This window comes from Bacillus sp. FSL R5-0654, assembly GCF_038008745.1.
Taxonomy (GTDB): domain Bacteria; phylum Bacillota; class Bacilli; order Bacillales; family Bacillaceae; genus Bacillus; species Bacillus safensis.
Window position 1 is genome coordinate 3,552,793 of the sequence record NZ_JBBOZV010000001.1, and the last position, 26,674, is coordinate 3,579,466.

Annotated in this window: 26 protein-coding genes and 1 pseudogene; 4 read left to right on the forward strand and 23 right to left on the reverse strand. The window is 43.8% G+C overall.

The window, feature by feature from the left end:
* Window positions 1-168: 168 nt before the first annotated feature.
* From NSS76_RS18175 to sigY, 7 genes and pseudogenes are all read right to left on the reverse strand, one after another.
* Window positions 169-783 carry a class F sortase gene (locus tag NSS76_RS18175; RefSeq protein ID WP_341082582.1) on the reverse strand — a complete coding sequence of 205 codons (615 nt, stop codon included), beginning with the start codon at window positions 781-783 and terminating at the stop codon, window positions 169-171.
* A gap of 59 nt (window positions 784-842) precedes the next feature.
* A pseudogene (locus NSS76_RS18180) lies at window positions 843-2,233 on the reverse strand (copper amine oxidase).
* Window positions 2,234-2,358: 125 nt separating this feature from the next.
* Window positions 2,359-2,472, reverse strand: coding sequence for a hypothetical protein (locus NSS76_RS18185; protein ID WP_223251037.1), 114 nt, complete (start codon window positions 2,470-2,472; stop codon window positions 2,359-2,361).
* Between the two features lie 82 nt (window positions 2,473-2,554).
* The gene (gene gdhA, locus NSS76_RS18190; RefSeq protein ID WP_257802336.1) at window positions 2,555-3,925 is read right to left on the reverse strand and encodes an NADP-specific glutamate dehydrogenase; all 1,371 of its coding nucleotides are present in this window, start codon (window positions 3,923-3,925) and stop codon (window positions 2,555-2,557) included.
* Window positions 3,926-4,236: 311 nt separating this feature from the next.
* Window positions 4,237-4,449 (reverse strand): transcriptional regulator, encoded by a 213-nt coding sequence (locus NSS76_RS18195; RefSeq protein WP_257802335.1) that lies wholly within the window; start codon window positions 4,447-4,449, stop codon window positions 4,237-4,239.
* Window positions 4,446-4,757: a YxlC family protein gene (locus NSS76_RS18200; protein WP_257802334.1), complete on the reverse strand. Its 312-nt coding sequence runs from the start codon at window positions 4,755-4,757 to the stop codon at window positions 4,446-4,448. The genes NSS76_RS18195 and NSS76_RS18200 overlap by 4 nt, the downstream gene beginning before the upstream one ends.
* Entirely contained in the window at window positions 4,754-5,287 is a 534-nt protein-coding gene (gene sigY / locus NSS76_RS18205) for an RNA polymerase sigma factor SigY (protein WP_341082583.1), read from the reverse strand. Before sigY ends, NSS76_RS18200 begins: the two co-directional genes overlap by 4 nt.
* 461 nt (window positions 5,288-5,748) lie before the next feature.
* On the opposite strand from sigY, the gene NSS76_RS18210 reads away from it, so the two are divergent.
* Window positions 5,749-6,786 carry a pectate lyase family protein gene (locus NSS76_RS18210; RefSeq protein WP_034667886.1) on the forward strand — a complete coding sequence of 346 codons (1,038 nt, stop codon included), beginning with the start codon at window positions 5,749-5,751 and terminating at the stop codon, window positions 6,784-6,786.
* A 57-nt stretch (window positions 6,787-6,843) separates the two neighbouring features.
* Here NSS76_RS18210 and cydC read toward each other — a convergent pair whose 3' ends face one another.
* From cydC to NSS76_RS18285, 15 genes are all read right to left on the reverse strand, one after another.
* Window positions 6,844-8,577 (reverse strand): thiol reductant ABC exporter subunit CydC, encoded by a 1,734-nt coding sequence (gene cydC, locus NSS76_RS18215; RefSeq protein ID WP_341082584.1) that lies wholly within the window; start codon window positions 8,575-8,577, stop codon window positions 6,844-6,846.
* Window positions 8,567-10,303, reverse strand: a complete 1,737-nt coding sequence (gene cydD / locus NSS76_RS18220) for a thiol reductant ABC exporter subunit CydD (protein ID WP_133744397.1) — start codon at window positions 10,301-10,303, stop codon at window positions 8,567-8,569. The genes cydC and cydD overlap by 11 nt, the downstream gene beginning before the upstream one ends.
* Window positions 10,303-11,319 carry a cytochrome d ubiquinol oxidase subunit II gene (gene cydB / locus NSS76_RS18225; RefSeq protein ID WP_341082586.1) on the reverse strand — a complete coding sequence of 339 codons (1,017 nt, stop codon included), beginning with the start codon at window positions 11,317-11,319 and terminating at the stop codon, window positions 10,303-10,305. The genes cydD and cydB overlap by 1 nt, the downstream gene beginning before the upstream one ends.
* Window positions 11,306-12,721, reverse strand: coding sequence for a cytochrome ubiquinol oxidase subunit I (locus tag NSS76_RS18230; protein ID WP_341082587.1), 1,416 nt, complete (start codon window positions 12,719-12,721; stop codon window positions 11,306-11,308). Before NSS76_RS18230 ends, cydB begins: the two co-directional genes overlap by 14 nt.
* A gap of 322 nt (window positions 12,722-13,043) precedes the next feature.
* Window positions 13,044-14,159, reverse strand: coding sequence for a heme oxygenase (gene isdG / locus NSS76_RS18235; RefSeq protein ID WP_269196480.1), 1,116 nt, complete (start codon window positions 14,157-14,159; stop codon window positions 13,044-13,046).
* Window positions 14,160-14,166: 7 nt separating this feature from the next.
* Window positions 14,167-15,180 (reverse strand): FecCD family ABC transporter permease, encoded by a 1,014-nt coding sequence (locus NSS76_RS18240; RefSeq protein WP_133744394.1) that lies wholly within the window; start codon window positions 15,178-15,180, stop codon window positions 14,167-14,169.
* The gene (locus NSS76_RS18245; protein ID WP_133744393.1) at window positions 15,177-16,115 is read right to left on the reverse strand and encodes an ABC transporter substrate-binding protein; all 939 of its coding nucleotides are present in this window, start codon (window positions 16,113-16,115) and stop codon (window positions 15,177-15,179) included. Before NSS76_RS18245 ends, NSS76_RS18240 begins: the two co-directional genes overlap by 4 nt.
* Window positions 16,116-16,133: 18 nt before the next feature.
* A complete protein-coding gene (gene srtB / locus NSS76_RS18250; protein WP_133744392.1) occupies window positions 16,134-16,883 on the reverse strand; it encodes a class B sortase in 750 nt (249 codons plus the stop codon).
* A 26-nt stretch (window positions 16,884-16,909) separates the two neighbouring features.
* The gene (locus tag NSS76_RS18255) at window positions 16,910-17,680 is read right to left on the reverse strand and encodes an ABC transporter ATP-binding protein (protein WP_133744391.1); all 771 of its coding nucleotides are present in this window, start codon (window positions 17,678-17,680) and stop codon (window positions 16,910-16,912) included.
* Entirely contained in the window at window positions 17,667-18,653 is a 987-nt protein-coding gene (locus NSS76_RS18260) for a FecCD family ABC transporter permease (protein WP_024427509.1), read from the reverse strand. The genes NSS76_RS18255 and NSS76_RS18260 overlap by 14 nt, the downstream gene beginning before the upstream one ends.
* Window positions 18,654-18,686: 33 nt before the next feature.
* The gene (gene isdE, locus NSS76_RS18265) at window positions 18,687-19,580 is read right to left on the reverse strand and encodes a heme ABC transporter substrate-binding protein IsdE (protein ID WP_133744390.1); all 894 of its coding nucleotides are present in this window, start codon (window positions 19,578-19,580) and stop codon (window positions 18,687-18,689) included.
* A 76-nt stretch (window positions 19,581-19,656) separates the two neighbouring features.
* On the reverse strand, window positions 19,657-21,399 hold the full coding sequence (locus NSS76_RS18270; RefSeq protein WP_341082591.1) for an NEAT domain-containing protein: 1,743 nt from the start codon (window positions 21,397-21,399) through the stop codon (window positions 19,657-19,659).
* 19 nt (window positions 21,400-21,418) lie between these two features.
* Window positions 21,419-22,072, reverse strand: coding sequence for a heme uptake protein IsdC (gene isdC, locus NSS76_RS18275; protein WP_034624143.1), 654 nt, complete (start codon window positions 22,070-22,072; stop codon window positions 21,419-21,421).
* A 20-nt stretch (window positions 22,073-22,092) separates the two neighbouring features.
* Window positions 22,093-22,551 (reverse strand): NEAT domain-containing protein, encoded by a 459-nt coding sequence (locus NSS76_RS18280; RefSeq protein ID WP_044334343.1) that lies wholly within the window; start codon window positions 22,549-22,551, stop codon window positions 22,093-22,095.
* Window positions 22,552-22,920: 369 nt separating this feature from the next.
* The gene (locus tag NSS76_RS18285) at window positions 22,921-23,253 is read right to left on the reverse strand and encodes a winged helix-turn-helix transcriptional regulator (protein ID WP_025093788.1); all 333 of its coding nucleotides are present in this window, start codon (window positions 23,251-23,253) and stop codon (window positions 22,921-22,923) included.
* A 177-nt stretch (window positions 23,254-23,430) separates the two neighbouring features.
* On the opposite strand from NSS76_RS18285, the gene NSS76_RS18290 reads away from it, so the two are divergent.
* The 3 genes from NSS76_RS18290 to ribD are packed head-to-tail and all read left to right on the forward strand — an operon-like array spanning window position 23,431 to window position 26,141.
* The gene (locus NSS76_RS18290) at window positions 23,431-24,285 is read left to right on the forward strand and encodes a VOC family protein (RefSeq protein ID WP_151039650.1); all 855 of its coding nucleotides are present in this window, start codon (window positions 23,431-23,433) and stop codon (window positions 24,283-24,285) included.
* Between the two features lie 16 nt (window positions 24,286-24,301).
* Window positions 24,302-25,063, forward strand: coding sequence for a GTP cyclohydrolase II (locus NSS76_RS18295; protein WP_024427515.1), 762 nt, complete (start codon window positions 24,302-24,304; stop codon window positions 25,061-25,063).
* Window positions 25,050-26,141, forward strand: coding sequence for a bifunctional diaminohydroxyphosphoribosylaminopyrimidine deaminase/5-amino-6-(5-phosphoribosylamino)uracil reductase RibD (gene ribD, locus NSS76_RS18300; RefSeq protein ID WP_133744387.1), 1,092 nt, complete (start codon window positions 25,050-25,052; stop codon window positions 26,139-26,141). The genes NSS76_RS18295 and ribD overlap by 14 nt, the downstream gene beginning before the upstream one ends.
* A 44-nt stretch (window positions 26,142-26,185) precedes the next feature.
* Here ribD and NSS76_RS18305 read toward each other — a convergent pair whose 3' ends face one another.
* Window positions 26,186-26,554 (reverse strand): VOC family protein, encoded by a 369-nt coding sequence (locus tag NSS76_RS18305; protein ID WP_024423896.1) that lies wholly within the window; start codon window positions 26,552-26,554, stop codon window positions 26,186-26,188.
* Window positions 26,555-26,674: the final 120 nt, after the last annotated feature.

Consider the following 26,674-nt stretch of genomic DNA (forward strand, 5'->3'; position numbering starts at 1 on the left):
TCTTCATTACTCATATTCTACTGAAAAGAAATAAAAATTGCCAACTCATATATATGACAAATGCCCCTATTTATACAACTAACCATATCTAATGTCCTATGAATCTTTTTGAAAGATACTTGCGAAAACCACGAAAAAAAGGCGTACACCATCGTGTACCCGCCTTCTTTATGAAGAAATCAGCTGGGTAAAGACAACCAATCTTTTTTCATGCGTACCTGCTGCATGATCAAATGTCCCTGTACAAGTGATTAAATTGAGATTCCGTGTAAAGGCATATCCAAAAAACGCATTAGGCTTCTCTTCACGCGGATAGCCTCTTACTTTTATGACTTCAAAGGTTCGCTTTTTTCCTGATGAAGACGTGACGATCACCTTGTCTCCCTTTTTTAGCTCCTTTAATCGATAAAAAACCGATGGACCCCATTTATTATCTACATGGCCGTTCATGACGGCATTCCCTTTATCTCCCGGCTTTGGACCATCTTCAAACCAAGCCGTGTTGTCTGTTTCCTGAGGGACACCCATACTGCCATCCTTTGATAAAGCTGTTTTCTCCACTTTTGCTTTGACATCAATCGCGGGAATGGCGATTTCTGCTGGTACAATACCAGACGGCTCGTCTTTTAATGTATCGTGTGAGTGGTTCTTTTTCTCAGCTTGATGTGTGGTCATTTCCTTAGAAGCTGATATGTTTTTTGAGGATGACGATTCATTCATTGACTGTGATGAACAGCCTGTGATGATGAGAAGCGAAAGAATACTGAGCAGCCAATTCTTCATCTAAGCCGGCCTCCTTTTGAAGAAAGGAACGGCACGATTATGCACGTTCCCACCTGTCTTTATGAGTTAGAATTTGATGCCTTACGGCGAATGAGGAAAAATGCACCGGCTGCACCGCCTGCTAGGATTAAACTTGCGATCATTCCCGCAAATGCTTCATAGGACATGCCTAAAGGACCTGCTGTGCCTCCCATGCCTGTTTTCGGCATTTCATTAGGCATGTTGGATTTGAACAGCTCAGGATGCTGATCAACAATCGCTGCTGCGACATCCTGACCAACCATGAACATATGACCATAAGCCTCTCTCACTGTCGGATAAAGCTGATCATATTCGCCATTATGGTAAGACGTATATGTTTTGATCAGCTCATCAATATGTGTTTTCAAACCAGCCTCAAGATCAGCTGCCTTTAAACGTCCATCTGTCGCTTGATCTAGGAATTTCGCTTGCTTCATTCGATACGCATCTAAATCTTTGACAGCCTTTTCTTCTGCTTGTTGATCCCCTGATGCATCCGCTTTGACATAATCAACTAAATAGCCGATATGGCTTGACCAAATGTCTTTGAATTGTTTGCCTGCATCCTTACCATAAACAGATGCAATCGCAGCAGATAAATCATTTGTGTTTTCATTTAAAGCTGCTGCAGCCTGCTCAAAGTCCTTGCTGCCATCATTTCCTTTTTGCATGGCAACTACCGCGAGTGCCAAATGCTCTGAAAACAAGTAGTTTAAATCTTCACGAAGATCCGCTGCTGGTGTATCCACTGACTTTTGATCAAATTTCCCAGGAAATTGATCTGTGATGGCCCATGACACGCCTTTTCCTACCTCAAACATATGATGAATGGATTTTCTAACCGTTTCATAGGTCGTATCAAAATCCTTTTCAGTATAGCTGTCAAACGCTTTTAACAGTTCATTCACATGCATCTTCAAGCCTTCTTCAAGCTCACTTGCTTTCAGTCTGCCGTCTGTTGCTTGATCGAGCATATCGGCTTGTTTCATTCGATATTGATCAAGCTGCTTCATCGCTTTCTTTTTACCTGCATCGTCTTTTTTCGCTGTGGCTTGTACATAGTCAACAAAGTAGCCGATATGACTTGACCAAATGTCCTTGAATTGTTTGCCTGCTTTTTTTCCATACACAGAGGCAATTGCATCTGATAAGTCATTCGTGTTTTCATTTAAAGCCGCCGCTGCTTGATTGAAGTCTTTACTGCCGTCAATTCCTTTTTGCATCGTGATCACTGCTAAATAGGCATGCTCTGAAAACAGCTGATCTAGTGCTGCTCGAAAATCTGTTGCTTTATTTGACACCTCTTGTGACGAAGACGTCTTCTTCGCCCCCCATGCATATGTCCTTCATGTGCACTTGCTATATGAGCCGCTGGGAATAATAACGCTGCGTTCAGTGGAATGGTTAACATTGCTTTCTTCATGTTCATCTTTTATTTCCTCCTCTTTCCGTTTGTTATGTACTTAACGAAGAGAGGGAGAAAATAGATCATTCGATTCTATTATTTTTTTCTTACAACACAGGCTCTGTATGTTTGCATAAAAAAAAGCCGGATTATCCGGCTGATACGTTACGACGTTTAGATGCTTTTCGCTCTTTATATATTTTTCTCACCAATGGATAAATTACAGGTGCCCATTTGACAATTTGTTTCAGCCATTTTTTCATTTCTCCCGCGCCTCCTTATTGTCATCCTTAAAAGACGATTCCCCATCTTGTCATGAAATAAACAGGTGCGGGAGAGCAGGAGTTAAATCACGCCTTGTGCGATCATGGCATCTGCCACTTTACGAAATCCTGCAATATTTGCTCCAACCATGATGTTCCCTGAGTGTCCATATTCGTCTGCTGTCTCTGTACACTGACGATAAATAGACTGCATCATTTGTTTCAGCTGAGCATCTACTTCTTCAAATGTCCAAGATATTCTTGCACTGTTTTGTGCCATTTCCAGTGCTGATACACCTACTCCGCCAGCATTGGCCGCTTTTGCTGGCGCAAATAAAATACGATTCTCTTCAAATACTTTGACCGCCTTAAGAGTGGATGGCATATTGGCTCCCTCTCCTACAGCGATGACACCATTTTCTACAAGCTGCTGTGCATGCGCCTCTGATATTTCATTTTGTGTGGCACATGGCAGCGCAATATCACAAGGAACGGACCAAATTTGTTCGCAATCTTCAATTAATTCAGCATGCGGGTGAATGTCTATGTATGCCCCAATCCGCTGATTCTCGACTTCCTTGAGCTGCTTGATGGTCTCAAGTGAAATTCCTTGAGGATCATAAATCGCTCCGCTTGAATCACTGCAAGCCACAACCTTACCGCCTAATTCGATTACCTTTTCCATTGCATAGATAGACACATTTCCTGAGCCCGACACAACAACTGAACGCCCTTCAAATTGGAGCCCATGTGCTTTCAGCATTTCCTCCATGAAGTACACCAGTCCGTAGCCTGTTGCCTCTTTTCTCGCTAAGCTGCCTCCGAATCCAGGGCTTTTCCCCGTGAGTACACCCGCTTCATAAGCACCACGCATTTTCTTGTACTGTCCGAACATATAGCCAATTTCGCGTGCTCCTACACCAATATCACCTGCTGGTACATCTTGATCAGGTCCAATATATCGGCCGAGTTCACTCATAAAGCTTTGAACGAAACGCATGATTTCTCCATCGGTCTTCCCTTTAGGATCAAAATCCGATCCGCCTTTCCCTCCGCCAATCGGCATACCAGTCAGTGCGTTTTTAAAGATTTGTTCAAACCCTAAAAATTTGATAATGCTTGCATTGACGGTTGGATGAAAACGAATGCCTCCTTTATAAGGACCGATGGCACTATTGAATTGAACCCTAAACCCACGATTGACTTGTACTTTGCCCTCATCGTCTACCCATGGCACTCGAAATACCACAAGCCGCTCAGGCTCAATGAGCCGTTCTAAAATGCCTTGTTTTTCATACTCTGGATGCTTTGCAAAAACTGGGACGAGTGATTCCAGAATTTCTTTTACGGCTTGCTGGAATTCCTCTTCTCCGGGATTTCGTTTTTCCACCTCTTCTAACACACGGTGGATGTAGCTTTGTGCTGTTTGTGCTGCTCGATCTAAGGTCAACATGTCGCATCTGCCTCCTTGTAGATATCTTCACACATTTAATTGTTAGATTTTCTAACGCATATTGAGACTAATTTAACACCAATTGTAAAATCTGATCAATATTGATAACAGATGAAAATGATGCCGAATTGAGATAGATCAAGCAGTCGCAGCGATTGTCATTAAAAATAAGCGCTCAAGGAATGACTAATGTGCTAGAAACGAACAAGCGAATGTTTCTCGTCCCGTTTTCTTTGACAAATACATGAATCATGATGAATTTCTAGCTCGTTTTCCAACGAAAAAAGGGTCAAAAGTTTGATCGGATGCACTCAATCTTTTCGGGGCTTCCCGCCTCTTTTTCGATCAGGTAACACGACACAAAGCCAATATAAAATAGAAGACGATGGAAAGTTAATGAGACCGACAATGCCCCAGAACCACTTGTAACGCCCTCTTTTCTTTGCATCCATAAATAAAAGAAAGCCCTGTGCAAACAATAACGGCAAGACGCACAATAAGATGATCATTTCCATCTGACTCATAAGGAAGACCCTCCTTTGATATGTTGATATTCCTTGTAGCCAACAACAAAGCAGATGGGGACGCTCACTATTTGGAGAACAATGAAGATGATAGGCAGATGGGTAATGGCAGCTGCAAAGAGTGCCAGAATGGTCAAACTGATCAGAATGTATGCCAGCACTTCTTGTTTTAAACGCCTTTTCTCTTGTTCCTTCGCCTGTTTCAGCATCATCATGACAGCCTGCTCACTTGGCTTTTCCACTTCAATTTGTTCGTCTAGCTGCTTAAGCTCTTCTTTTAAACGTTCGGTCATACGATCTTCCTTCATAAATCCCACTCCTTTCGAATTTTCTTTAATCCATGATGAACCCTCGATTTCACAGTACCTTCTCTCATTCCGAGCATTGAAGCCATTTCTGGGTAGGTAAAGCCATAATAATAGTGCAGAATAATTGGTGCTCGCTCCTGAGCATTTAATTCATTTAAAGCATCCCACATGTCATGCCATGTGTTCCCCTTTTGCTGAACGTCCCATTTAAAGCGGCGTATGGCTTCCTGATTCGCTTTACCTTCTCTCATTTGTTCACGTTTTCTTTTCTTCTGGTGATCTAAAAATTGCCTAGATGCAATCGAAATGAGCCAGGTTGAAAATAAGGCATCTCCTCTAAATGAAGAAAGTTTCATATACGCTTTCAGCATCGTTTCTTGCATGATTTCCTCTGCGAGCTCTTGTTGAAGGGTGAGCTTCAACATATATCGGTAAAGAAAGGAATAATGATGCCGATAAAGGGCTGTAAACGCGGCATCATCTCCCTGTTTTGCCCGCTGAATCAATAATGTCTCTTCTGTCTGCTCCAAACACGCCCCTCCTTCCTTTTCTTCTCTTACTCATGAGACGACACGGATGACAATATCGTTTAAAATGAACCTTATTTTTTAGCATATCCTCTATGATTCTCGTTTTATATCCAATTTTTTCTTATGTAATGATTATGGCATTCCTTCTTCTCTAACAAAATGATGCGTTCGTAATCATCTTGATTTTCTACGAAATGGAGAGCCTCCTCTCCATAATCAAGATGTCATCCTCATACCTATCGACAATGGTCCTTATCTCATGAAGATGAAAATGAAATAATCATTGGCTTAGCTTCCTAGAAAATCATGGAATACGCTGCGCCTATCCTTAGCCGATGATACCTTTTTGCATGCTATGCTCATCCTACATTCCGAAAGAAGCAATGCTTGTGAAGGAAGGAGGATTGGTTGAATCACAGCTTATTTTGGAAACGTTTTCATTAAAATAAAATAGAATGGAGATGTTGACTTTGAAGAGAAAAGTTCCAATGTTAGCCAGTGTATTAGCTGTCGGTCTCGTCACTTCATTATTTGCACCAAACGGGGAGGCAAAGGCAGCAGCCAAATATCCAGAAAGCCCTTCTATTATGGCCAACTTTAATCAACAAGGCTTCTCCACATTAAATGGCGGCACAACAGGCGGTGAAGGCGGTAAAACCGTCACAGTCAAAACTGGAAATGAACTATTGGCTGCCCTCAAAAATAAAGGAACAAACGAAAAATTAAAAATTGTTGTAGACGGGACGATTACCCCCTCTAACACATCAGCCAATAAAATCGATGTGAAAGATACGAATAATGTCTCGATCGTCGGTAAAGGGACGAACGGCGAATTGAATGGGATTGGCATTAAAGTATGGCGTGCCAATAATATCATCATCCGCAACTTGAAAATCCACCACAGCAAAATCGGTGACAAAGATGCCATCGGGATTGAAGGCGGTGCTAAAAACATATGGGTTGATCATAATGAACTGTACAATACATTGAATTCCGGGAAGGATGACTACGATGGTTTATTTGATGTAAAAAATGACTCTGACTACATTACCTTCTCGTGGAACTATGTACATGACAGCTGGAAAACAATGCTCATGGGCAGCTCAGATAACGATAACTACAATCGAAAAATTACATTCCATAACAACCGCTTTGAAAACCTGAACTCTCGTGTACCGTCTATGCGCTTCGGGGAAGGACATGTCTATAACAACTATTACAAAGACATCCTCACAACAGCGATTAACTCGCGTATGGGCGCGAAGATGAGAATTGAACACAACGTATTTGAAAACACCAAAAATGCGATCGGAAGCTGGGACAGCCGTCAAGTTGGTACATGGCATGTCATCAACAACTCGTATATTAACAGCACAGGCAGTCTGCCAACGTCTTCAACAGGTACGTATAACCCTCCTTATAACTACTCTTTGCTTAACGTGAACAATGTGAAATCAGAAGTGATATCAAATGCAGGTGTTGGGAAAGTAAACCCTTAAATCACAAAACGTTCGGGCAGAGATTTCCTGTCCGAACGTTCTTGTCATTTCATTCATTTATATTGTATAAAATGGACGATCCATTTTATACAGCTTTTGATAACGCGTGTTTTCTTTTAGTAAATCCTGATGCTGACCCTGCATCTCAATGCGCCCATCTTCAATAAACATGATGCGGTCACATGCCTCACAGCCAGTCAGGTGATGGGTAATCCAAATAACTGTTTTCCCTTTTAACACACGGAAGATGGTTTCAAGCAATTTACGCTCTGTCCGTGGATCAAGCCCGACGGTCGGTTCATCTAAAACAACAACCGGCGTGTCCTGCAGCAATATCCGAGCTAACGCCATACGCTGTCTTTCTCCACCTGAAAATCGAACCCCTGTCTCCTGAACACCAGTATGATAACCTTCTGGCAAAGACTCAATGTAATCATGCAGCTGCACTTGTCTTGCTGCTTCTTTTACCTGTTCTTCTGTCGCCTCTGGAGATCCTAAACGAATATTGTTTAAAACAGACGTATCAAATAAATAAGGCTGTTGATTGAGCACAGACACATAGGCAGACACCTTCTCTTGAATGCTTTGAACCGATTTCCCTTGAATGCTGACCGCTCCTTGATTTGGAACGACTGCCCCTTCTAACAATTTTAAAATGGTCGATTTGCCTGCACCGCTTTTTCCTAAAAGCGCGAGTGATTCCCCTTGCTTCAGAGAAAAGGACAGGTCTTGAAGGACATATCGATGCGTGTCATACCGAAAGGACACTTGATCAAAACAGACAGCTTCATCGTGAGAAATGGCTGACTGTTCCACTGCCTCGTTCTCAGTTACTCCTTCATATGACTGCTTTTCATAATGATGTAATCTGCTGACGGCATGCTGATAGACGGGAATATCACCTGCTGCATCTGACAGCGGAAGAAAGGCTTCTGTTAACGGAAACAGCACAAGCACAAAGGCTGCAATCAGTGTGTGTGACATGGATCCTGACTGAACGACCGAGCCGCTCCAATACACAACAAGCACGACAGCTCCTCCAATCAAGAGCTGTGCCAAAAATTGACGCACGCGGATAAATCGGTGTTTCGCTGCTTCAAGTGCTAACAGCTGTGCTTCTTTCTGCTCATATCCATCCACAAAATCTTTCTGCCTGCCGCTGAACAGCCAGTCACTAACGCCCATGACTGCATCTGTTAAATGGCTGTACAGTTCATTTCTGCCTTTTTTCATTTGAATTTGTCTTGCCCGGTTCACAAGCACTGTGACGTATGGGAAAACGAATACGAGAAGTGCCATATAAAGCAGCATCAGTCCAGCAAAAGGCCATGAAAAAAGGCCAAGTGCTCCAATGGATGCGGCATATAAAAGCAGTGCACCGATGGAAGGAAAGATGGTTTTTAAATAGGCGTCCTGCAGTCTCTCCACATCATCTGACAAGAGACCAAGCATTTCACCTGTCCCCAGCTTTGTCTGTTTGGCACTTCGTTCAGCCATGTCATAGAGGCGTACACGCATTTTTTCAATCATTGTCAAAATGAGCTGATGGCTTGCCAGCCTTTCTGCGTAGCGGGCAGCAGAGCGCGAAATACCAAAGGTACGTACAGCCACGATTGGGACGTAGACCATGAGTATATTCTCAGGTCTTGTCGCAGCTTTTGAAATGAGAAATCCAGACGTGTACATCAGCATAGAAGCAGAGAATACCGCAATGGCTCCTAAAAATAAAACCAAGGCAAACAGCTTTTGATTCTCCTTGATATAAGGTATAAACCAGCCTTTACTGACCATGTGCGACCGCCCCCATTTGCTCCTGTACCAATTGATAATAAACGCCTTTTCTTTGCATTAATGATTCATGTGTCCCCATTTCTGCGACGGTTCCTTGATCCATGACAATGATTTCATCCATGTCCGGCATCCAATGGAGTCTGTGTGTCGCTAAGAACAAAAGTTTATGTTCAAACAGTGGAAGCATTGTTTTCTTCAGTTCATACTCTGTTTCAATATCGAGATGCGCCGTTGGTTCATCTAACAGCATAATGGACCGCTGGCCCAGCACAGTTCGAGCAAGCGCAATTCTTTGCGCCTGTCCGCCGCTTAGCTCTCTTCCCTGTTCTCCAATGACCTCATCCAGTCCATTTGGCAGCTGCGTAACCAGCTGAGATAAGCCAGCCTCATGCACAGCTCTTTCCACTTCTTCGTCTGTAGCATTCGGTTCATAAAAACGAATGTTTTCTCTTAATGTCATGTGAAATAAATAGGGATGCTGCGGCATATAGACAACTTCCTTTTGCCATTCGTTCATCTGTAAATGAACAAGCGGCTGGCCGTTTAGCGTAATTTGACCTGAAGACGGTTCAACAAAGCCGCCGAGAACATCGGTTAACGTCGATTTCCCTGAACCACTGGCACCAATGATGCCGATTTTTTTCTTCCCTTTGACAGTGAGATCTACATCCTGAATGGAATAAGGGGCATGTTCGTCATGCTGGACACAAACATCCTGCAGGGTGAGCACGGATTGTTCATCCCACTTATTCAGCTGCACAGATTGTGTCTCCTGGGCGCGGAAGCCTTTTTCTTCTAAAATGACCTGCATGGCTTCATTCGCTTCTTTTCCATTTAACGTTGCATGATAATCATTTCCCACTTCACGTACCGGCAGGAAATACTCCGGCGCCAGCATAAGCGCCGTCAAAGCCGGCAATAACAGAAGCTCTCCTTCAATTAAACGTAAGCCAAGAAAAACAGCGACGGTTGCAATTGATAGCATGGAAAAGAAATCGAGGGCAAACGATGACAGAAAGGCGACCTTCAGTGTACTCATGGTCGCTTTTCGATATCGCTTTGACACCTCCGCAATATTACGGGAGTGTTTTTTGCTGATACCTAAGTAACGAAGCGTCTCAAGGCCCCGGAGAGAGTCAGTAAAATGATTGGATAATTTCTCATACGATCTCCATTGTTTGGCCGCTTTACGCTGAGCAACAAGGCCTAGCAAAATCATAAAAATAATTAAAATTGGCAGCGTCACAATTAAAATGACGGCTGATGTTTCATCTAATGTCCACACGTAGATAAGGACCATCGCCGGAATCACTGCCATGTTCACCATTTTCGGCAAAAACAGCTGTAAATACTGACGGTATTGAGCAATTCCTTCCATTGCTAATGTGACAAGCTTTCCTGTCCCTTTTTTCTTTGCAAAGGCAGGCCCTAATCGAAAGAGTTGGTCTAGCAGCTGCTTTCTGACGTCTGCTCCAATTCGGGAAGAGTAGGTAAACATGACCTTCTCCCGAATCAAGGTGAGACCGTGCCGCACAACAAAGGCAGCAAGAAACAGCAGGACATAAGGCGTTGCCTGCGAGAGGCTTTTCCCGTCAAACAGCGTTGTAATGGCATGTGCCAGCCACTGTGCTTGGAAAATAATACTTGCTCCTTGGATGAGTGACACAATACCTAAGAGGGCAAGAAGCCCTCTCATTCCTTTTAATTGAAGCAAACGTTTATCCATTAGTAGGTCATTGGCTCCTTACCGCTTACACGTTTACGGAAGACATAATAGCTCCAAATTTGATACCCAAGCACAAAGGGCAGCAAAGAAACGGCAACAATCGTCATGACCGTCAGTGAATAAGATCCAGATGCAGCGTTTTGAATTGTGAGATCAAACGAATGGCTGATTGAACTAATCATGACGCGCGGGAACAATGCAGTGAACAGCATGGCCACCGTCACCATGATGCCTGCGCCTGTGAATAAGAATGTCCAGCCATCACGTTCTTTTCTCATCAAAACAAGGGCAGCTATATAACAAACCACAATCAGCACAGTTAACGGAATGGTGATGATCGGGCGTACGGTATAAATGTCTGTTTCAATGAGGGAAACACCGACAAATATAACAAGAACAGGAAGGGCAATGAGCAGGACACGCTGGCCTAGTTTCCTTGCACGATCTCTTAGATCACCTTCTGTACGAAGTGTGACAAAAATCAAGCCATGCAGCAGGCAAAGAACCGTCACAGCTAACCCGCCGATCACAGAGTAAAGATTCACAAAGTCCGTAAATCCAGCGTACATGTTCATGTCTTGATCAATTGGCATCCCGCGTAAAATACTCGTGAATAACACACCGAGCAAAAACGGCGGAAGCAGACTGCCAAAGAAGATCACCCAGTCCCACGCCTTAATCCAAGAGGCTTTCTCAACCTTCCCTCGGAATTCAAAGGCAACTCCTCGCCCAATGAGCGCTAAGAGAAGAACCGCAAACGGAATATAGTATCCGCTGAACATCGTGGCATACCAGTGAGGAAATGCAGCGAAAATAGCACCGCCAGCTGTAATCAGCCAGACCTCATTCGCATCCCAGAAAGGACCAATCGTATTGATTAAAATGCGGCGCTCGTGCGCATCCTTTCCAAGCAGCTGCATGGACATCCCGACACCAAAATCAAATCCTTCTAAGAAGAAAAATCCAACAAACAATACTGCGACAAGAATAAACCAAATCTCGTTAAGATATGCCATGATATGCCCCTCCATCAAATGGATCCGTAGACAGGTCCGTTTCATCCTTTTGATCTGTATCCTCTTCAGAATGTGCACCTTTTTTAATTTCTCTAATGAATAAGTAGGCGAGCACAATAGCAAGAATCAGATACATCGCCGTAAAGCTAATGACTGAGAATAACAGCATGCCATACGATACGTTCGGTGAAATCGATTGAGCCGTCGTCATCATACCAAAGACGGTCCACGGCTGACGCCCGATCTCAGTCATGATCCAGCCGGCTGAGTTCGCAATAAACGGGAACGCAATCATCCATACCATGAAGCGTAAATACCATTTGTTTGTTTCAAGTTTCTTTCTAAAGCTTAAGTACAAGCCAATCATACTAGCAAAAATCATCAGCATGCCGGCACCGACCATGATCCTAAAGCTCCAGAATGTTGTTTTCACTGGTGGAATGTAGTCTCCAGGGCCAAACTTGGCTTCATATTCTTTTTGAAGTGTCAGCATGCCCGGAACATCTCCACTGAACTTCTGATAAGCCAAATAACTTAAGGCAAACGGAATATTGATCTCCGCAGAGTTTTCTTTTTTATCTGTGTCAATGTTGGCAAAAAGTGTCCAAGCCGCTGGATCTCCACTATCCTTCCAAAGGGCTTCACTTGCTGCCATCTTCATTGGCTGTGATTTCATTAAATGCTTCGCTTGATCATGTCCAGAAAACGCTACACCTAAGCCAGAAATTAAAGCAAGAACCATCGCAATCTGGAATGATTTTTCGAAAAAGGCAATTTCTTGTTTTTTGATCATTTTATAGGCACTAACTCCTGCAATAAAGAAAGCTCCTGTTGCCAGCGCACCAAACAGAACGTGCGGGAACTCAACCCAAAGCTGCGGGTTCGTCACAAGAGCGCCAAAATCATTCATTTCTGCACGGCCATTTTTAATGGCAAATCCAACTGGCTCCTGCATAAATGAGTTAGCGAGTAAAATCCAAAACGCCGAAAAGATCGTACCAAGGGAAACAAGCCAAATGCACAATAAATGAATCTTCTTCGGCAGACGATCCCAGCCGAATATCCAAAGTCCAATAAATGTAGATTCAAGGAAAAAGGCCAAAAGTGCTTCAATGGCAAGCGGTGCACCAAAGACATCACCGACAAACCTTGAATAATCTGACCAGTTCATCCCAAACTGGAATTCCTGTAGAATCCCTGTCACCACACCTACTGCAAAGTTAAGTAAGAACAGGTGACCCCAAAACTTCGCCATCTTTTTATAGATGTCTTTTTTCTTGACGACATAAAGGGTCTGCATCAATGCGACGATAAACACCAAACCTATTGACATAGGAACAAAAATAAAATGAAATAATGTCGTTGAAGCAAATTGAAATCTTGCTAAAAACAGCTCACTCACAGCCTTACATCCTCCCTTACTTTTACATGCCGAACGATTCATGCTCACCATTTCACAAAATGTTCACTATTTGTTCAATGTTTCACAAATAAAAGTCCATTTGAAATGGTTCACTCGGTGAAATTTTACTCTTGATTTTCATTCGGTTAGTTATTTATACCTGTACTTTACACCCATACGCTTCAAAAATAAAGTAAATTTTACCTAAAAATTGGTTGGTATTGTGTCAGTTATTTGAATACTTTGTCAACAATATGTGACGGAAAATAAAAAAATGCAAAAAAAGAGCGCTGCATGTGGGCCGCAGCGCTGTGTTTCTATTTTAAGCTTTTTTCTGTAAAGCAGGTCTTGTCACTTGTACTTCATAGTACGTAATTTTGTTTTTTAATAGGCCTTCAGGTTTCGCTTTTCCATGAGCGTGTGCATCTCCAAATGCCTGAGATTTTGTCCAGTTCACAAAGTCTTCTTTTCGATTCCAGCGGGTATGAATAGTCACTTCATCGTAATCGGTTGTCTGCTGTGTGACCCAGACTTCCATGCCTAAAAATCCTTCCATGAATTCTACTTGTCCCTGCTTGTTAAAACGCTTGACGAGGTGGTCTGCACTGCCTTTTTCTACTCTAACCTGGTTGTTTACAATGATCATGTTTGATTCATCTCCCTTTTGTTGTTGGATCGAAGCGATTGGGATAATGAGCGGATGCTCTCCATCTAGGTGAACCTCTGCCTGAATCCCAAAGACCTCTTTGAAAAAGTTTTCTGTTAATACTTCCTTTGGTGTCCCTATTTGGTAAACCTGACCACGCTTCATTGCAATCAGGCGGTCACAATATTTTGCTGCCTGCTGCAGGTCATGAAGAACCATTAAAATGGTGATCCCATGCGTTTCATTCAGCTGTTTGAGCAGCTCTAGTAAATCAAGCTGATGCGCAATATCTAAGTAAGTGGTAGGCTCATCCAGAATAATCGTCTCTGTCTTCTGAGCCAGTGCCATGGCAATATACGCTTTCTGCCTCTCTCCGCCTGACAATGTATGCAGCATCCTGTTTTCATTCACGCGGCTATTTGTCACATCAAGCGCCCACTCTATCGCTTCCTGATCTGTCTTCGAGCTCTTTTTCCAGATCGAACGATGCGGACTTCGTCCAAGTGCGACCAGCTCACGTACTGTCATCGATGGGATGGCCGTTCTCGTCTGCATCAGAACGGCGATTTCTTGTGCAATCTCCTGTGCTGTCATTTCTTTTTGCGGTATATCGTGAATATAAATCATGCCGCTTTCAATCGACGTAAGTCGTGCGGCCGCTTTAATAAACGTCGACTTCCCTGACCCATTCGGTCCAATAATTCCTGTTACACTTCCTTTAGGCACAGCTGCTGAAATAGACGACAATCGAAAGCCTCCTTGACTGAGGCTCACGTCATCCATCGCAATCACATCCAACTTAACCCCTCCCTTTCTTTTTTAATAAATAGAGGAAGAAAGGTGCACCAATACAAGCAAGCAGAATACCAACAGGCAGTTCAACCGGTGTAAACCATACCCGTGCTGCTGTATCAGCAAAGACCACAAGTACGCCGCCGCCAAGCATTGAGATCGGCAGCAGGTAACGGTAGTCATCTCCAATTAAAAGGCGGATAAAATGAGGGACGACAAGACCGACAAATCCAATTAAACCGCTCACGCTTACAGCTGCACCCGCCAAAAGCGCCGCCAGTGCAATTAAGAAAAATCGGGTTCGCTCGACTCTAAGGCCTAGCAGCTGCGCTGACTCATCACCTAGCAATAGAAGATTTGCCGGCTTGATCGCAAAAAAACAAAGACACAATCCAGCAAGCGCATAGGGTGACACAAAGCTCAGGTGATGCCAGCTCCGTCCATTTAATCCTCCTGATAAAAAAGGCAGAACAGCCTGCACACGCTCACTATAAAGCACCATCAGCCCATTCATGACCGCACCAAGCAGGGCATTGACTGCCACACCCGCCAGAATCAATTTCAGCGGTGAAACCCCTTGATCAAAAGACAAAATATACACAACAAGTGCCGCTAATAAAGCGCCAAGGAAGGCAGCCGCTGGAAGCAGATATGTGAATTGAGGAAACACAATCATGCTGAGTACAGCTGCTAACCCACCGCCAGCAGTCACACCGATGATCCCGGGGTCAGCGAGTGGATTTCGGACGACTCCTTGTAAAATGGCCCCTGATGCTGCAAGACAGGCTCCGACGATGAAACCTATGAGAACGCGAGGCAGACGTAAATCCATGACGATTTTTTCATGGACTGGCTGGCCTGATCCCGTCAAACCAGCGATCAAATCTGGCAGCGATAATTGAACAGAACCTAATGCAAGCCCTAGACATATGCCCACACCTAGCGAGAAAAGCAGTCCCGGTATCAGCCATCTTCGTCTCGACTGTCTTTTTTGAAAATCTAACTCTGCATTCACCTTCATGATGACAATCGCTTCAATCTCTTCTCTAGTTCATCAATCGCCTTGATGACGTCTGCGCCTGGGTTCGTCCCGAATAAATCACTAGGCAGAATCTCCACGCGGCCATTCTTGACAGCTGATACGTCGTGCCATGCTGCATTCTGTTTCATTTCACTCATAAAGCCCGCTTTCACATCGTCAGGATTGCTGTGTGTCATGAGCAGAATGAGATCGGGATCGGCTTCGATCACCTTTTCTGCATTAATTTGGGCGTATTGAGGAAATTTTTCGAGTGCCGGTTCATTCTCAGCAATGTTTGCGCCCCCGGCGATGTGCAGCAAATCTCCGCTTAAGGATTGAGGAAGTGCCGCCATATATGTGCCAGGTGCACCGTACACAACGAGTGTTTTCACTTTTTTCTTAGGCTGCTTGATCTGCTTTTTTCGCTCATCAATTTGATCATTGAGTGCTTTAGCCTTTTGCTGCTTTCCGAGCAACTCCCCAAATAATGAGATTTGGCGCTGGATGTCCTTCACTGAATTGGCACTTGTCAAAAGAAGCTGTGAATCAATTCCTTCTATTGTAGAGATGTCCTTGCTGTTTAACTGTTCATTTCCAAGCACCACATCAGGCTTTAAGCTTGTAATCAGCTCTACATCAAATTGATGCGTTGTGCCAATCGTTTGTACGGACTTTGCCTTTTGTAAGCTGTCTGGTAACTCAGCAGTTGGCCGGCCGACCGCCTTACCGCCTAAAGCATACAGAATACTCATGTCCCCGGTCGACAAGGCGACAATACGCTGAGGGGATTCATCAAACGACAGCGTTCTTCCGGTAAAATCCTTTATTTTCAGCGCTCCTTGCCCGCTTCCTTTCTCTACAGGTGCTGCCTGACTGCATCCGCCGAGGAGAAGCATCAAGACGAGTCCCGCCAAGATCACATGTGAAAATTTCAACCGTCTGTCTCTCCTTTTCTAGTAAACTTTCTTTAGCTTTGCCTGTACCACGAGACGCCCGCTTTTAGGTGCAAGCACATGATCACAGGTCGATAAGGTGAGGATGAGGTCATCTGTGGACACGTCTGTCTTCGTTTGATAGATTGATTTCTTCCGCACAGCTTGCAAGTAGTGCGCATATTCGCCAAGATCTTGAAAATCGGTTTGAATATAGTCGAAGTCAACCGTCGTTTCATACACAGCAAAAATCTCCGCTTCATAGCTTTGATACAGCGTATCGTACTGAAATGTCCGGTGCTCTTGGAAGAAATCTTTTTTTAGATAGTTTGTTAGTCCAGCAAACATGGATCCATCCCTCATCCGATGGCCGTACACCACTGTATTGGGGCTTTCATGCAGGACGTCATTACGATAATCCATAAAGATACTGCCTGCCCGGGTGTCGTTTTTTAAATAATTACGAGTTAAGTAGAACGCATTATCGTGAGATTGAACGATCGGATACTGAATCATCGTATCCTCCATATTGATCCAGCCGACAATGTCCTCATTCACCTTCCGCAGCTCATCAAATGACGAACGGATCTTTCCCGTCTCCCGTTTTTCATTCATTTCTTCATGTCCATACATCGTCTGGGCCTTTGCAAGCACCTGGCGATTTTGATAATAACCGAAAAGTTCGAAGCCGATAGCTGTCCCGCTATAAATCAATACGCCTAAACAAACGATCGTCAGCATCCGCTGCCAAAGCCGTTTTCCTCGTTTCACACTGTCTCACCTGCTTTTTGCCCAGCTTATATACCAACAGGCACGATGTACATCCCTGTTTCTGCATCCTGTCTAATCGTGACGGACACATCATAAATGTGACGCACGTTTTCCTCTGTTAACACATCGTTTGGCTGTCCCTCACTGATAACCTGTCCATCCTTCATCGCTATGATGATATCGCTGTAGCGGACAGCCTGATTCATGTCGTGCAGCACCATGACAATCGTTAATCCATGCTCGGCATTCAGTTCACGGATCAGCTCAAGAATGTCAAATTGATAGTAAATATCCAAATAAGTTGTCGGTTCATCTAAGAAAAGGATCGGTGTTTTTTGCGCAAGTGCCATCGCAATCCATACACGCTGCCGCTCTCCACCTGACAGTGAGGCGAGCGGCACCTTTCGTTTGTCCGTTAGCTTTGTACTGGACAGCGCCCACTCTATCGCTCTCTCATCCTCTTCCTTGTCTCCTCCGCGCATCGTCTGGTACGGCGTTCTGCCGAATGCCACGACCCGTTCGATCGTTAAATCAAGCGGCGCTTCATTTTGCTGATGGACGACAGCGAGCTTTTTTGCCAGCTCCTTTGGCTTGAATGTATTCAGCGTTTGCCCGTCTAAGTGAATTTGCCCTTTATTTGGACAATGATTATTCGCCATTAAGGAAAGCAGCGTCGATTTTCCCGAGCCATTTGGACCGATAATGGTTGTGATTTTCCCCTTTTCAATCTTTGTTGTGACTGATTGAACGATGTCCTTCTGCTGGTCATATGAGAATGACACCTCACGAATGTCCATGGAGACGGTCCCCCCTTCTTAATAAAAAGATTAGAAACGGCCCGCCAATCACGGCCATGATCGTAGAAGCAGGAATCTCATTTGGCGCCACAAGCGTCCTGCCAAGCGTATCAGCCGTCAAAATAAGCAAAGCCCCGCTTAACGCAGAAAATGGAATCAGTACCCGATGATCCGAGCCGACAAGCCTTCTTGAAATGTGCGGAATGAGCAAGCCGACAAAGGCGATCACGCCCGCTACTGCAGCTGTCACCGCCGCAAGTAAAACGGCTGTGATGGAAATCAAAAGGCGCATTCTGGTCACACGCAATCCTAAATTTTTCGCTGTCTTGTCCTGAAGAGCCAGGAGGTTGCACCACCTGCTGAAGAAGAGTGCAACGACAAGGCCGGCGACACCATAGACACCGATTAAACGGACATCTCCCCACGTTTTCATCGTGAGATTCGACTGTCCCGACTGATTAATCGTGATATTGAAATAGCTGCAAATGGTCACAAATGCTTCAGCCATTCCAGTAAACATGGCATTGATGGCGATCCCAACCAAGATCATGCGGATCGGGCTTAAACCACCCTTCCAAGACAGAACATACACGAGGAAACATGCAATAGCTCCGCCTAATACCGAAAATAAAGGAGAGTAGAAATAAAATTGAGGAAGCGCTGTAATCGCCATTAATGAAAAGAAGCTGGCTCCTGATGAAATGCCAATGACGCCGGCATCAGCTAACGGATTCCTCATGACCGACTGCAGCAGTACACCGGAGACAGATAAGGCGGCCCCTGTAAACATCGCGATAAGCATGCGGGGAATTCTCAAATCTTTAATGATTTCTACCTGTGCATGTTGACCGGTGATGAGCCCTTCTAATAATTCAATTGGGGTGACATGAATGCTCCCAGTAATGGCTGAATAAATAAACACGCAGACCAGTAAGAGACTGACTATCAGAAATAAAATCCCTGTTTTTTTCATCTTGAACGTCCTTTTATCATTAAGATTCGCCGCTTATGACGGATACAACATACGAGTCAATTCATCTAATGCTTCTGCTGCCTTTAAATTGCCTGTTGTCCCGAATAAGCTTTCTTCGAGGTCATACACCCGGTCTTGTTTGACCGCATTGAAATGTTTCCAGATGTCATTTGTTTTGAATTCTTCATCAAACATTTGGACGACTTCGTCTGGCATCCCATGTGCGGCCCGGAGAATGATATCTGGATTGGCTTTTTGTAAATATTCCGTATTGGATGCCAAATACTCCATTTTCTCGCCTTCCACAATGTTCTTTCCTCCTGCGATACGCACAAGATCACCAATATATGAATTCTCTGTCGCCACCAAATAACTGCCTGGCACACCAAGCAAAATCAGAACGGACGGCTTGCGTTTTCCTTTCGTCCTCTCTTGAATGTCTTTCTTTTTTTGCTCAAACTCAGACACAATGCGTTCAGCCTGCTTCTTTCTGTCATACTGATCTCCAAGCTTCGTGATGGCCTTCTCCATGTTGGACATGCTCTCAAGATTTAAGTATGTAGCAGGGACACCTGCTTGCTGAAAGGGTGTCTCTAAATCATATTGAAGGGTTGTGACAGACAGGACATCTGTCGGTTGAAGTGATTGGATGATTTCCATGTCCGGGCTCATTGGGTTGCCGACTTCCGGCAGTCCTTTGTAACGAGCTGGCAAGGATTTTTGACTTGTTGGCACCCCGACAAGATCCACCTCTAAAGCATCCATGATCTCCGCAGCAGCTACAGTCGTTGCCACAATGCGCTCACTTGATTCAGCACTTTTTTTGCCTTTTGCTGAGCTTTCAGCTGACTGTGAGCAGCCCGATAAGATCATGCACACACTGAAGGTGAAGGCAGCGATCAAGGTACATAATATTCGATACTTCAAAAACAGAAGCCCCCTTTCGAAAAAAGAGAGTGGATGCGCCGAGGTAAAAGGCGCATCTCACTTAAAATAAAACGAACTATCTTGTCCGTGTTTGATATTTTCTAACGAGTACGAATAACGAAGCGCCGAATAAAAGAATATACACCCAAAGAAGAGAGGTATCTCCCGTTTTCGGATTCAGCTGTCCAGACTCAGATTTGGTTTGATCATCTGATGGCGTAAATGTCATCTGCTCCGCACCCGTTTCCTCAGGTGCTGCATTCTCAAGTTGATTTGTTTGAGAATCGTGATCATTTGGATTTTTGACAAAGCCGATGCTCTCATCGTCTCCAATGACTGTTGAAATTCCGCTTCCCTCACCAGGAGCGATTCCTTTTGTATTATAGACAAGTTTGACATCGTACTGCTCATGGTAGTTTGCAGCTGGAATATCAATCTTTACGCGTGCAGCCTGAGCTCCACTTAAACTTTTTGCTTCATATTGAATGACACGTGTATCTGCTTTTTGATCTGTTTTCGCGACAAGTGTCTCTTCAAACTTTCCGCCTGTTCCTACTTGGAATGACGTGATGGCTGAGCTGTTCTTCACTGTATATGAAACGAAATGGCGGCCATTTTTTACAACCAGTGTCGCAGGACTCACAACGTAATCGTTCATGCGAGAAAGCTCATCCTTATCTGCTTTCTTCATTGAGAAAGGAAGCTTGTATACACCATCTTTTAGCTGAGCCGTCTCTTGATTTGCTCCGCCGTTATTTGTTTCTGTTGTTGGTGTGTTTGGTTTTGGTGTTTCTGGTGCAGCTGGTTTTTCTTCCTCTACCACCTGCCCGTCCTTCACTGGAGCGATACTCTTTGAATCAAATTGAAAACGAATATCGTAGGTTTGGTCATAGTTAGCGGCTGCTACTACAATGTGTACTTTTCCTTTGACCTCGTTTTTCAAATCATCTACATCAAATGAAACCACTCTTGTATTCTTTGCTTCATCCTTGCTGACTGTTTTGGCTTCTTGATAAGAACCGTTTTTCTCTGTTTTTAAAGAAGCGACAGACTTATGGTCCTTCACCGTAAAGGAAATGGTTTGCTTTCCATTTTTGACAGTTAAGGATGCAGGGTGTGAGAAGTAATCACTCATTCGAGATGCCTCATCCGTATCCCCTTTTAGCACACTGTAATTAATACGATATACGCCATCTTTTAATTGATTTTGCGCAGAATCATCTGGTTTTGTGCCATTGTTATTGCCTGGTGTTGTCGATTGATCGTCTGGTTTTGTACCGTTTTGGTCATCTGGTTTTGTTTCGTTATCATCTGGCTTTGTTTCATTATCGTCTGGTTTTGCAGGCGTAACGAGTGTTAGGCTGCTTTGATCAAATGCAAGCTGTACGTCATATGCTTCGTCATAAATAAAGCCGCCTAAATCCCAGTAAATTTTCACCCAGCCGTTTAATTTCGCTGATAAGTCGTCGACATTAAATTTGATCACACGTGTATTGGCTGTTTCGTCCTCACTGACCGTTTCAGTGGTAACGAGAGCACCATTTTGTTCGACCTTGAAATCTGTTATTTCTTTGCTTTGCTTCAGTGTGACATAGGCTGTTTTCTTGCCATTTTCCACAATCAGCTTAGCTGGCTTTTCTGTATAGGTATCCATCATGGACGCTTCTGTGCTGCCATTTTTTAAAATGGTGAATCCGACTGTGTATTCACCATCAACGAATGATGCCGCTTGAGCTGTTCCTTGAGGAATCTGAAACGCAGTCAACAAACTGAATAAAACGAGCAGAATGGCTGCCTTTAGATGAAAAAGACGTTTCAAATGGTGACACTTCCTTCCGTTAATGCTTGATGATCCACTTTCTTGCTAAAAACCCGCCTGAACATAAGACAAGCACAAGGAGCCACCCTGTTTGGCTTGTATCACCAGTTTGAGGATTTTCTTCTTGTTTCGTTGTGGATGAATCAGCTTTGTTCGTTGATTCTTTTGATGGATGCTGACTTTCTGCTGCACCCGCTGATTGATTTGCACTGTTAGACGAAAGTGACTTGATGCTGCTTTCATCAAATTTCAGCTGAATGGTGTAATCATGATCATAATCAGCAGATTTCACAGTGACATGAATTTTTGACGTGATTGGTTTAGACAAGCTTTGAGCCTGGAACTGAACGAGCCTTGTATTGGCTTTTTTATTTGTTGAGAGAACGGTTGTATCGACATAGCCGCCATTTCCTGGTACTTTAAATTCCGTTACCCAGCTGCTATTTTTAATCGTCATTTGCACTGTCAGGTTCCCATTTTTCACTATCACTTTTGCTGGTTTCAGCCAGTAATCATTTGCCATTGAGACCGCATTTCCTTCAGCTTTCAGCACTGTATAATTGACGGAGTATGTACCATCCTTTAATGCGGCAGCCTGTGCGTTTGAAAAAGGCAGCATAAGTGCCAGTAAAAAAACCGCCATGAAGACTGACAGCCTCATTCTTATTTTCATCAAGCGAATTTCCTCCCTTTCTATTGAACAGATGCCGCATCAAACTTGAGACGAATGTCGTAATTGCCTGTATATCCGATAGCCGGTACAGTCACACTCACTTTTGCTGGTACGACCTCAGTCAGGCTGTTCACATTGAATTCTACTGTCCTCTTATTCGCAGCTGTATTTGTACTAATCACCTTCGCATCTTTGTAAACACCTTGATCGAGCGTCTTAAAGCTTGTGATCCAAGAGCTATTCGTTAACGTGACTTGTGCTTTGATTTTTCCATCCTTGACGACAAGCTTGGCTGGTTTTTCGAAATACGTATTCGCTGTTGAAGTCGAATCGCTATCAGCCTTCCAAACCACATATTGCGCTGAATATTGACCATCTGCTAAGCCAGCTGCTGAGGCTGAGCTAACAGGAGCTAGAGCAAATAATAAAACAAAACTAAGGAATAATAATACGGGTGATGTTGAACGAATGACTTTCATGTGAGCCCTCCTAAATGATATTGATAATTATTCTCAATAGACAATAAAAAAAATAACCTTCATAAGTGCTGGAACACACTTATAGATGATTATGATAATCATTATCAATTGAGTTGAAAAAATAAATCTTTGCTTCCTAAAGTCAAAGATGTCTGCTTCTAAATGATGGATTGATAAGAGTTTTAGGCAATCTGTCCCATTCATAATACCATGGCATAACCTCCATTCCATTACAGGGAAAAGAACCCTCTTCTCCTTGATATTATATAATGGGTGAAATAATTGTCAATATCATTTTTCATACTATTGTCTTAGTTTTCTGGAAAATCACACAAAAAAATTTCGATCAGACACACTGATCGAAATGGATTAAGAAGGAACATGTTCCTCCATTTTGCTGTTTTTACGCTCTAAAGACCAAGCATACATTTCACGAATAATCGGTTCAATTTTCTTCCCTTGCACCGTTAATTCGTATTCAATCCGCACTGGAATGTCGGGATATACTTTTTTCTCAACAAGTCCCTCAGCTTCTAAATCCTTCAGCCTTTCTGATAGTAATCTTCCGCTGATGTTCATTTCATTTTCAAGCTGACAAAAACGCTTAGGCCCTGTCAGAAGCTGATTGATGATGAGAATGACCCACTTCTTGCCTAGAATCTCCATGGCATCTGTAATTGGGCAGCCATCTACTTGAGCCATATCTTACTCCCTCCTGATTTTTTCTCTTTTTTTCATTATAACATAATTAATTACTTGAAATAAGTCACTAACTATTATATAGTTTAGTTACTAAAAGTAACAAGGTATTCATTTTTTATAGATTTTCAAAAACATTTGAACATGCCGATGCATATATCATGAAGGAGATGACCGAGCTTGAAGACAATTGAGCAGCTAAGGTTGGGTGTGACAGAATTACATGTGTCCAGCTTTGATCGTTCTTTACCTTTTTATACAGACATTTTAGGATTTACTATATTAGAAAAGACCGATTCCACGGTGACACTTGGCAGCAATGCAAAGGAACCGATTCTTTTGTTAAAAGAAGATGCACAGCTCAAAGAAAAGCCTGATCATGAGCCAGGACTTTATCATTTTGCTGTTTTATTACCTACCAGAAAAAACCTGGGCACATGGCTGGCACATGTGATCAAAAAAGGCTATCCTTTAATTGGAGCAAGCGATCACTTTTTCAGTGAAGCCATTTATTTAAGTGATCCTGACGGCATTGGCGTAGAAATTTATGCTGACCGTCCTCAGAACATTTGGGTAGGTGAGCATGGAGAACTGAAAGGTGGCGGAAATGCACCGCTTGATGGAGATGGACTCCTGCAGGAAGCCGCTGATACCACATGGGAAGGACTCCCTGCGGGCACAGTGATGGGACACTTGCATTTCCATCTCAACCCAGAAGAAGCAGATTCCTTTTATGTCCATACGCTCGGTTTTCATATCCGAATGGCTCCACCAGCAAGCCTATTTATCGCCGCTGGTGTGTACCACCACCACCTTGCCTTTAATGCATGGGGACGAGGACGAAAAGGCGCCATTGATCCACGTTTCTCAGGAATTAGAAGCTATACACTGGTTTTCCCAGAAGAAGCAGACAGACAATCCGTCATCGAACGCCTGACAAAAGCAGGCACTCAAGTCAACACGACAGGAAAAAGCAGCGAATTTGTTGATCCATTTGGCGTTCTCGTTCGTTTACAGATTGAAGAAACAGACTAAAAAGAAGGTGCAGAATATGGACAAACACACAGAGCTTAAAACAGCCATATTAAAAGATAAAATCAAACGAGTACAGCAAGAAGACGGGTATATATATATCACTGGACCCATTAAACTGCCAGTGAATTTAGACGGCAGAACCGTCATGTTTAACTGGTATTCATGGTTAAAAGATGATGGAAAAGAGCCATTGTCGGATGAAGCTTTAATTGAAAGCCTCTCGTCCCGCCAGCTTGCTGATCATCAGCAGTCAAGCGTTCTTGTATATGGGGATTTTGAGCACGCTGACGAAGCTCTTATCCGCATGCATTCCATTTGCCACACTGGCGATATTTTCGGAAGCAAGCGCTGCGACTGCGGATTCCAATTGAAGCAGTCTATGCGAATGATTGAGGACAATGGAGCGGGAGCCCTGTTTTACTTAGCCAATCATGAAGGCCGCGGCATTGGTCTTTTCAGTAAAGCCATGGCTTATATTCTTCAAGAAAACGGCTACGATACAGTAGAAGCGAACGAAGCACTTGGTTTTGAAGATGACACACGTCAATACGAAGAAGCCATTGCCGTTCTTCAAACACTTCGTACAAAGCCGGTCAGACTCATTACCAATAACCCGAAAAAGACAGATGCGATCAGCCATGCAGGTTTATCACTTTCTGGACGCATTCCGCTTTGGGGAGATGTCTCTGAATTTAACGAAAAATACTTGCAGACTAAAATCAACCGCTCAGGTCACATGAAGGCGGAGCAAGAGGTGCGTACGATTGCCACATCATGAGCGATATATGAAGCTAGCCCTTGATAATGCACGGGCAATGAAAGGTCAGACATCTCCGAATCCGCTCGTCGGGGCTGTGATTGTGCGAGAGAATGAAATTGTAGGAGTCGGCGCTCATATGAAAGCCGGTGAACCGCATGCTGAAATTCATGCACTTAACATGGCCGGGGACAAGGCAAAAGGAGCCACGATTTATGTGACCCTTGAGCCTTGCTCCCATCATGGACGTACAGGCCCTTGTGCGAAAGCACTTGTAAAAGCCGGCGTCGAAACCGTTGTCGTGGCGGCACTTGATCCAAACCCGCTTGTCGCTGGCCGCGGGATTGCCATATTACAAGACGCAGGCATACAAGTCATCACGGGCGTACTTGAACAGGAATCCATTCTGATGAATGAAGTATTTAATCACTTTATTACGAAAAAAACACCTTTTGTGACGCTCAAAGCAGGCATTACCTTAGATGGAAAAATCGCCTCTGCCACGTCTGACAGCAAGTGGATTACATCTGAGACATCCCGTTATGATGCTCACCATATCCGCAGTATCAATGATGCCATTTTGGTCGGTGCTCAAACCGTCATTCACGATGACCCTTCATTAACTGCGCGGATTCCAAATGGAAACAATCCGATTCGAATTGTCTTAGACTCAAAGCTGTCAACACCACTGACAGCAAAGATCGTCACCGATCAGATGGCACCTACATGGATTTTTACAACAAAGCAAGCCGATGAGGAAAAACGAGCGGCCTTAGAAGCAGCTGGCGTCCGTGTCTTCATGACTGACAGCGACACGCGGGTGCCCCTGCAGGAAGTGCTTCAAGTGCTGGGAGAAAAAAATATCTCCTCTCTCATGATTGAAGGCGGCGGCCAGATTAACGCCTCGTTCTTAGAACAGCAGCTTGTAGATAAATTGGTCATCTATATGGCGCCTAAGCTCATTGGCGGACGACTTTCCCCTTCCTTTTTCGGAGGCGAAGGCATACGCCTCATGAGTGATGCCATTGAACTGGATCAACTCACCGTGGAACCACTTGGAAAAGATATCAAAATGACGGGCTATCCCGTTTATCAATAACAAGAAGGCTGTCGAGAAAATCTCGACAGCCTTCTTGTTGTCTTCTAGTCTCTTCTCTCTAAAAACTCAATTCGATTCCCAAAAGGATCTTCTACATAAAACCGATTGGCTCCCTCCAATGGCTCATCTTCTTTTATACTAATCTGATGCTTCAATAATACCTCTTTTAATTCCGATAGGCTCTTTACAAGAAAAGCTGGATGAGCTTTCTTTGCAGCTTGAAAATGTTCCTGAATGCCAATGTGAAGCTGATGATGACCGCATTGGAACCAGACACCTCCGCGTTTAGCTAGATTACTAGGCTTAGGTATTTCTTTCATCCCTAAAATTTCGCCAAAAAACAAACGAGCTTTCTCTTCACTGCCTTTTGGAGCAGCTAGTTGAACATGGTCGATTCCAAAAAAGTTTGACATATTCCCCTCTCCCTTTCTTTTCTCAATTGGTTTTTCTATGTAGGGTTTCTTAAGTTTTTGCGATGCTGAGCAATATTTGATTGTTACTTCATTGGCGGGCTTGATACTTTGAGTCTTTCA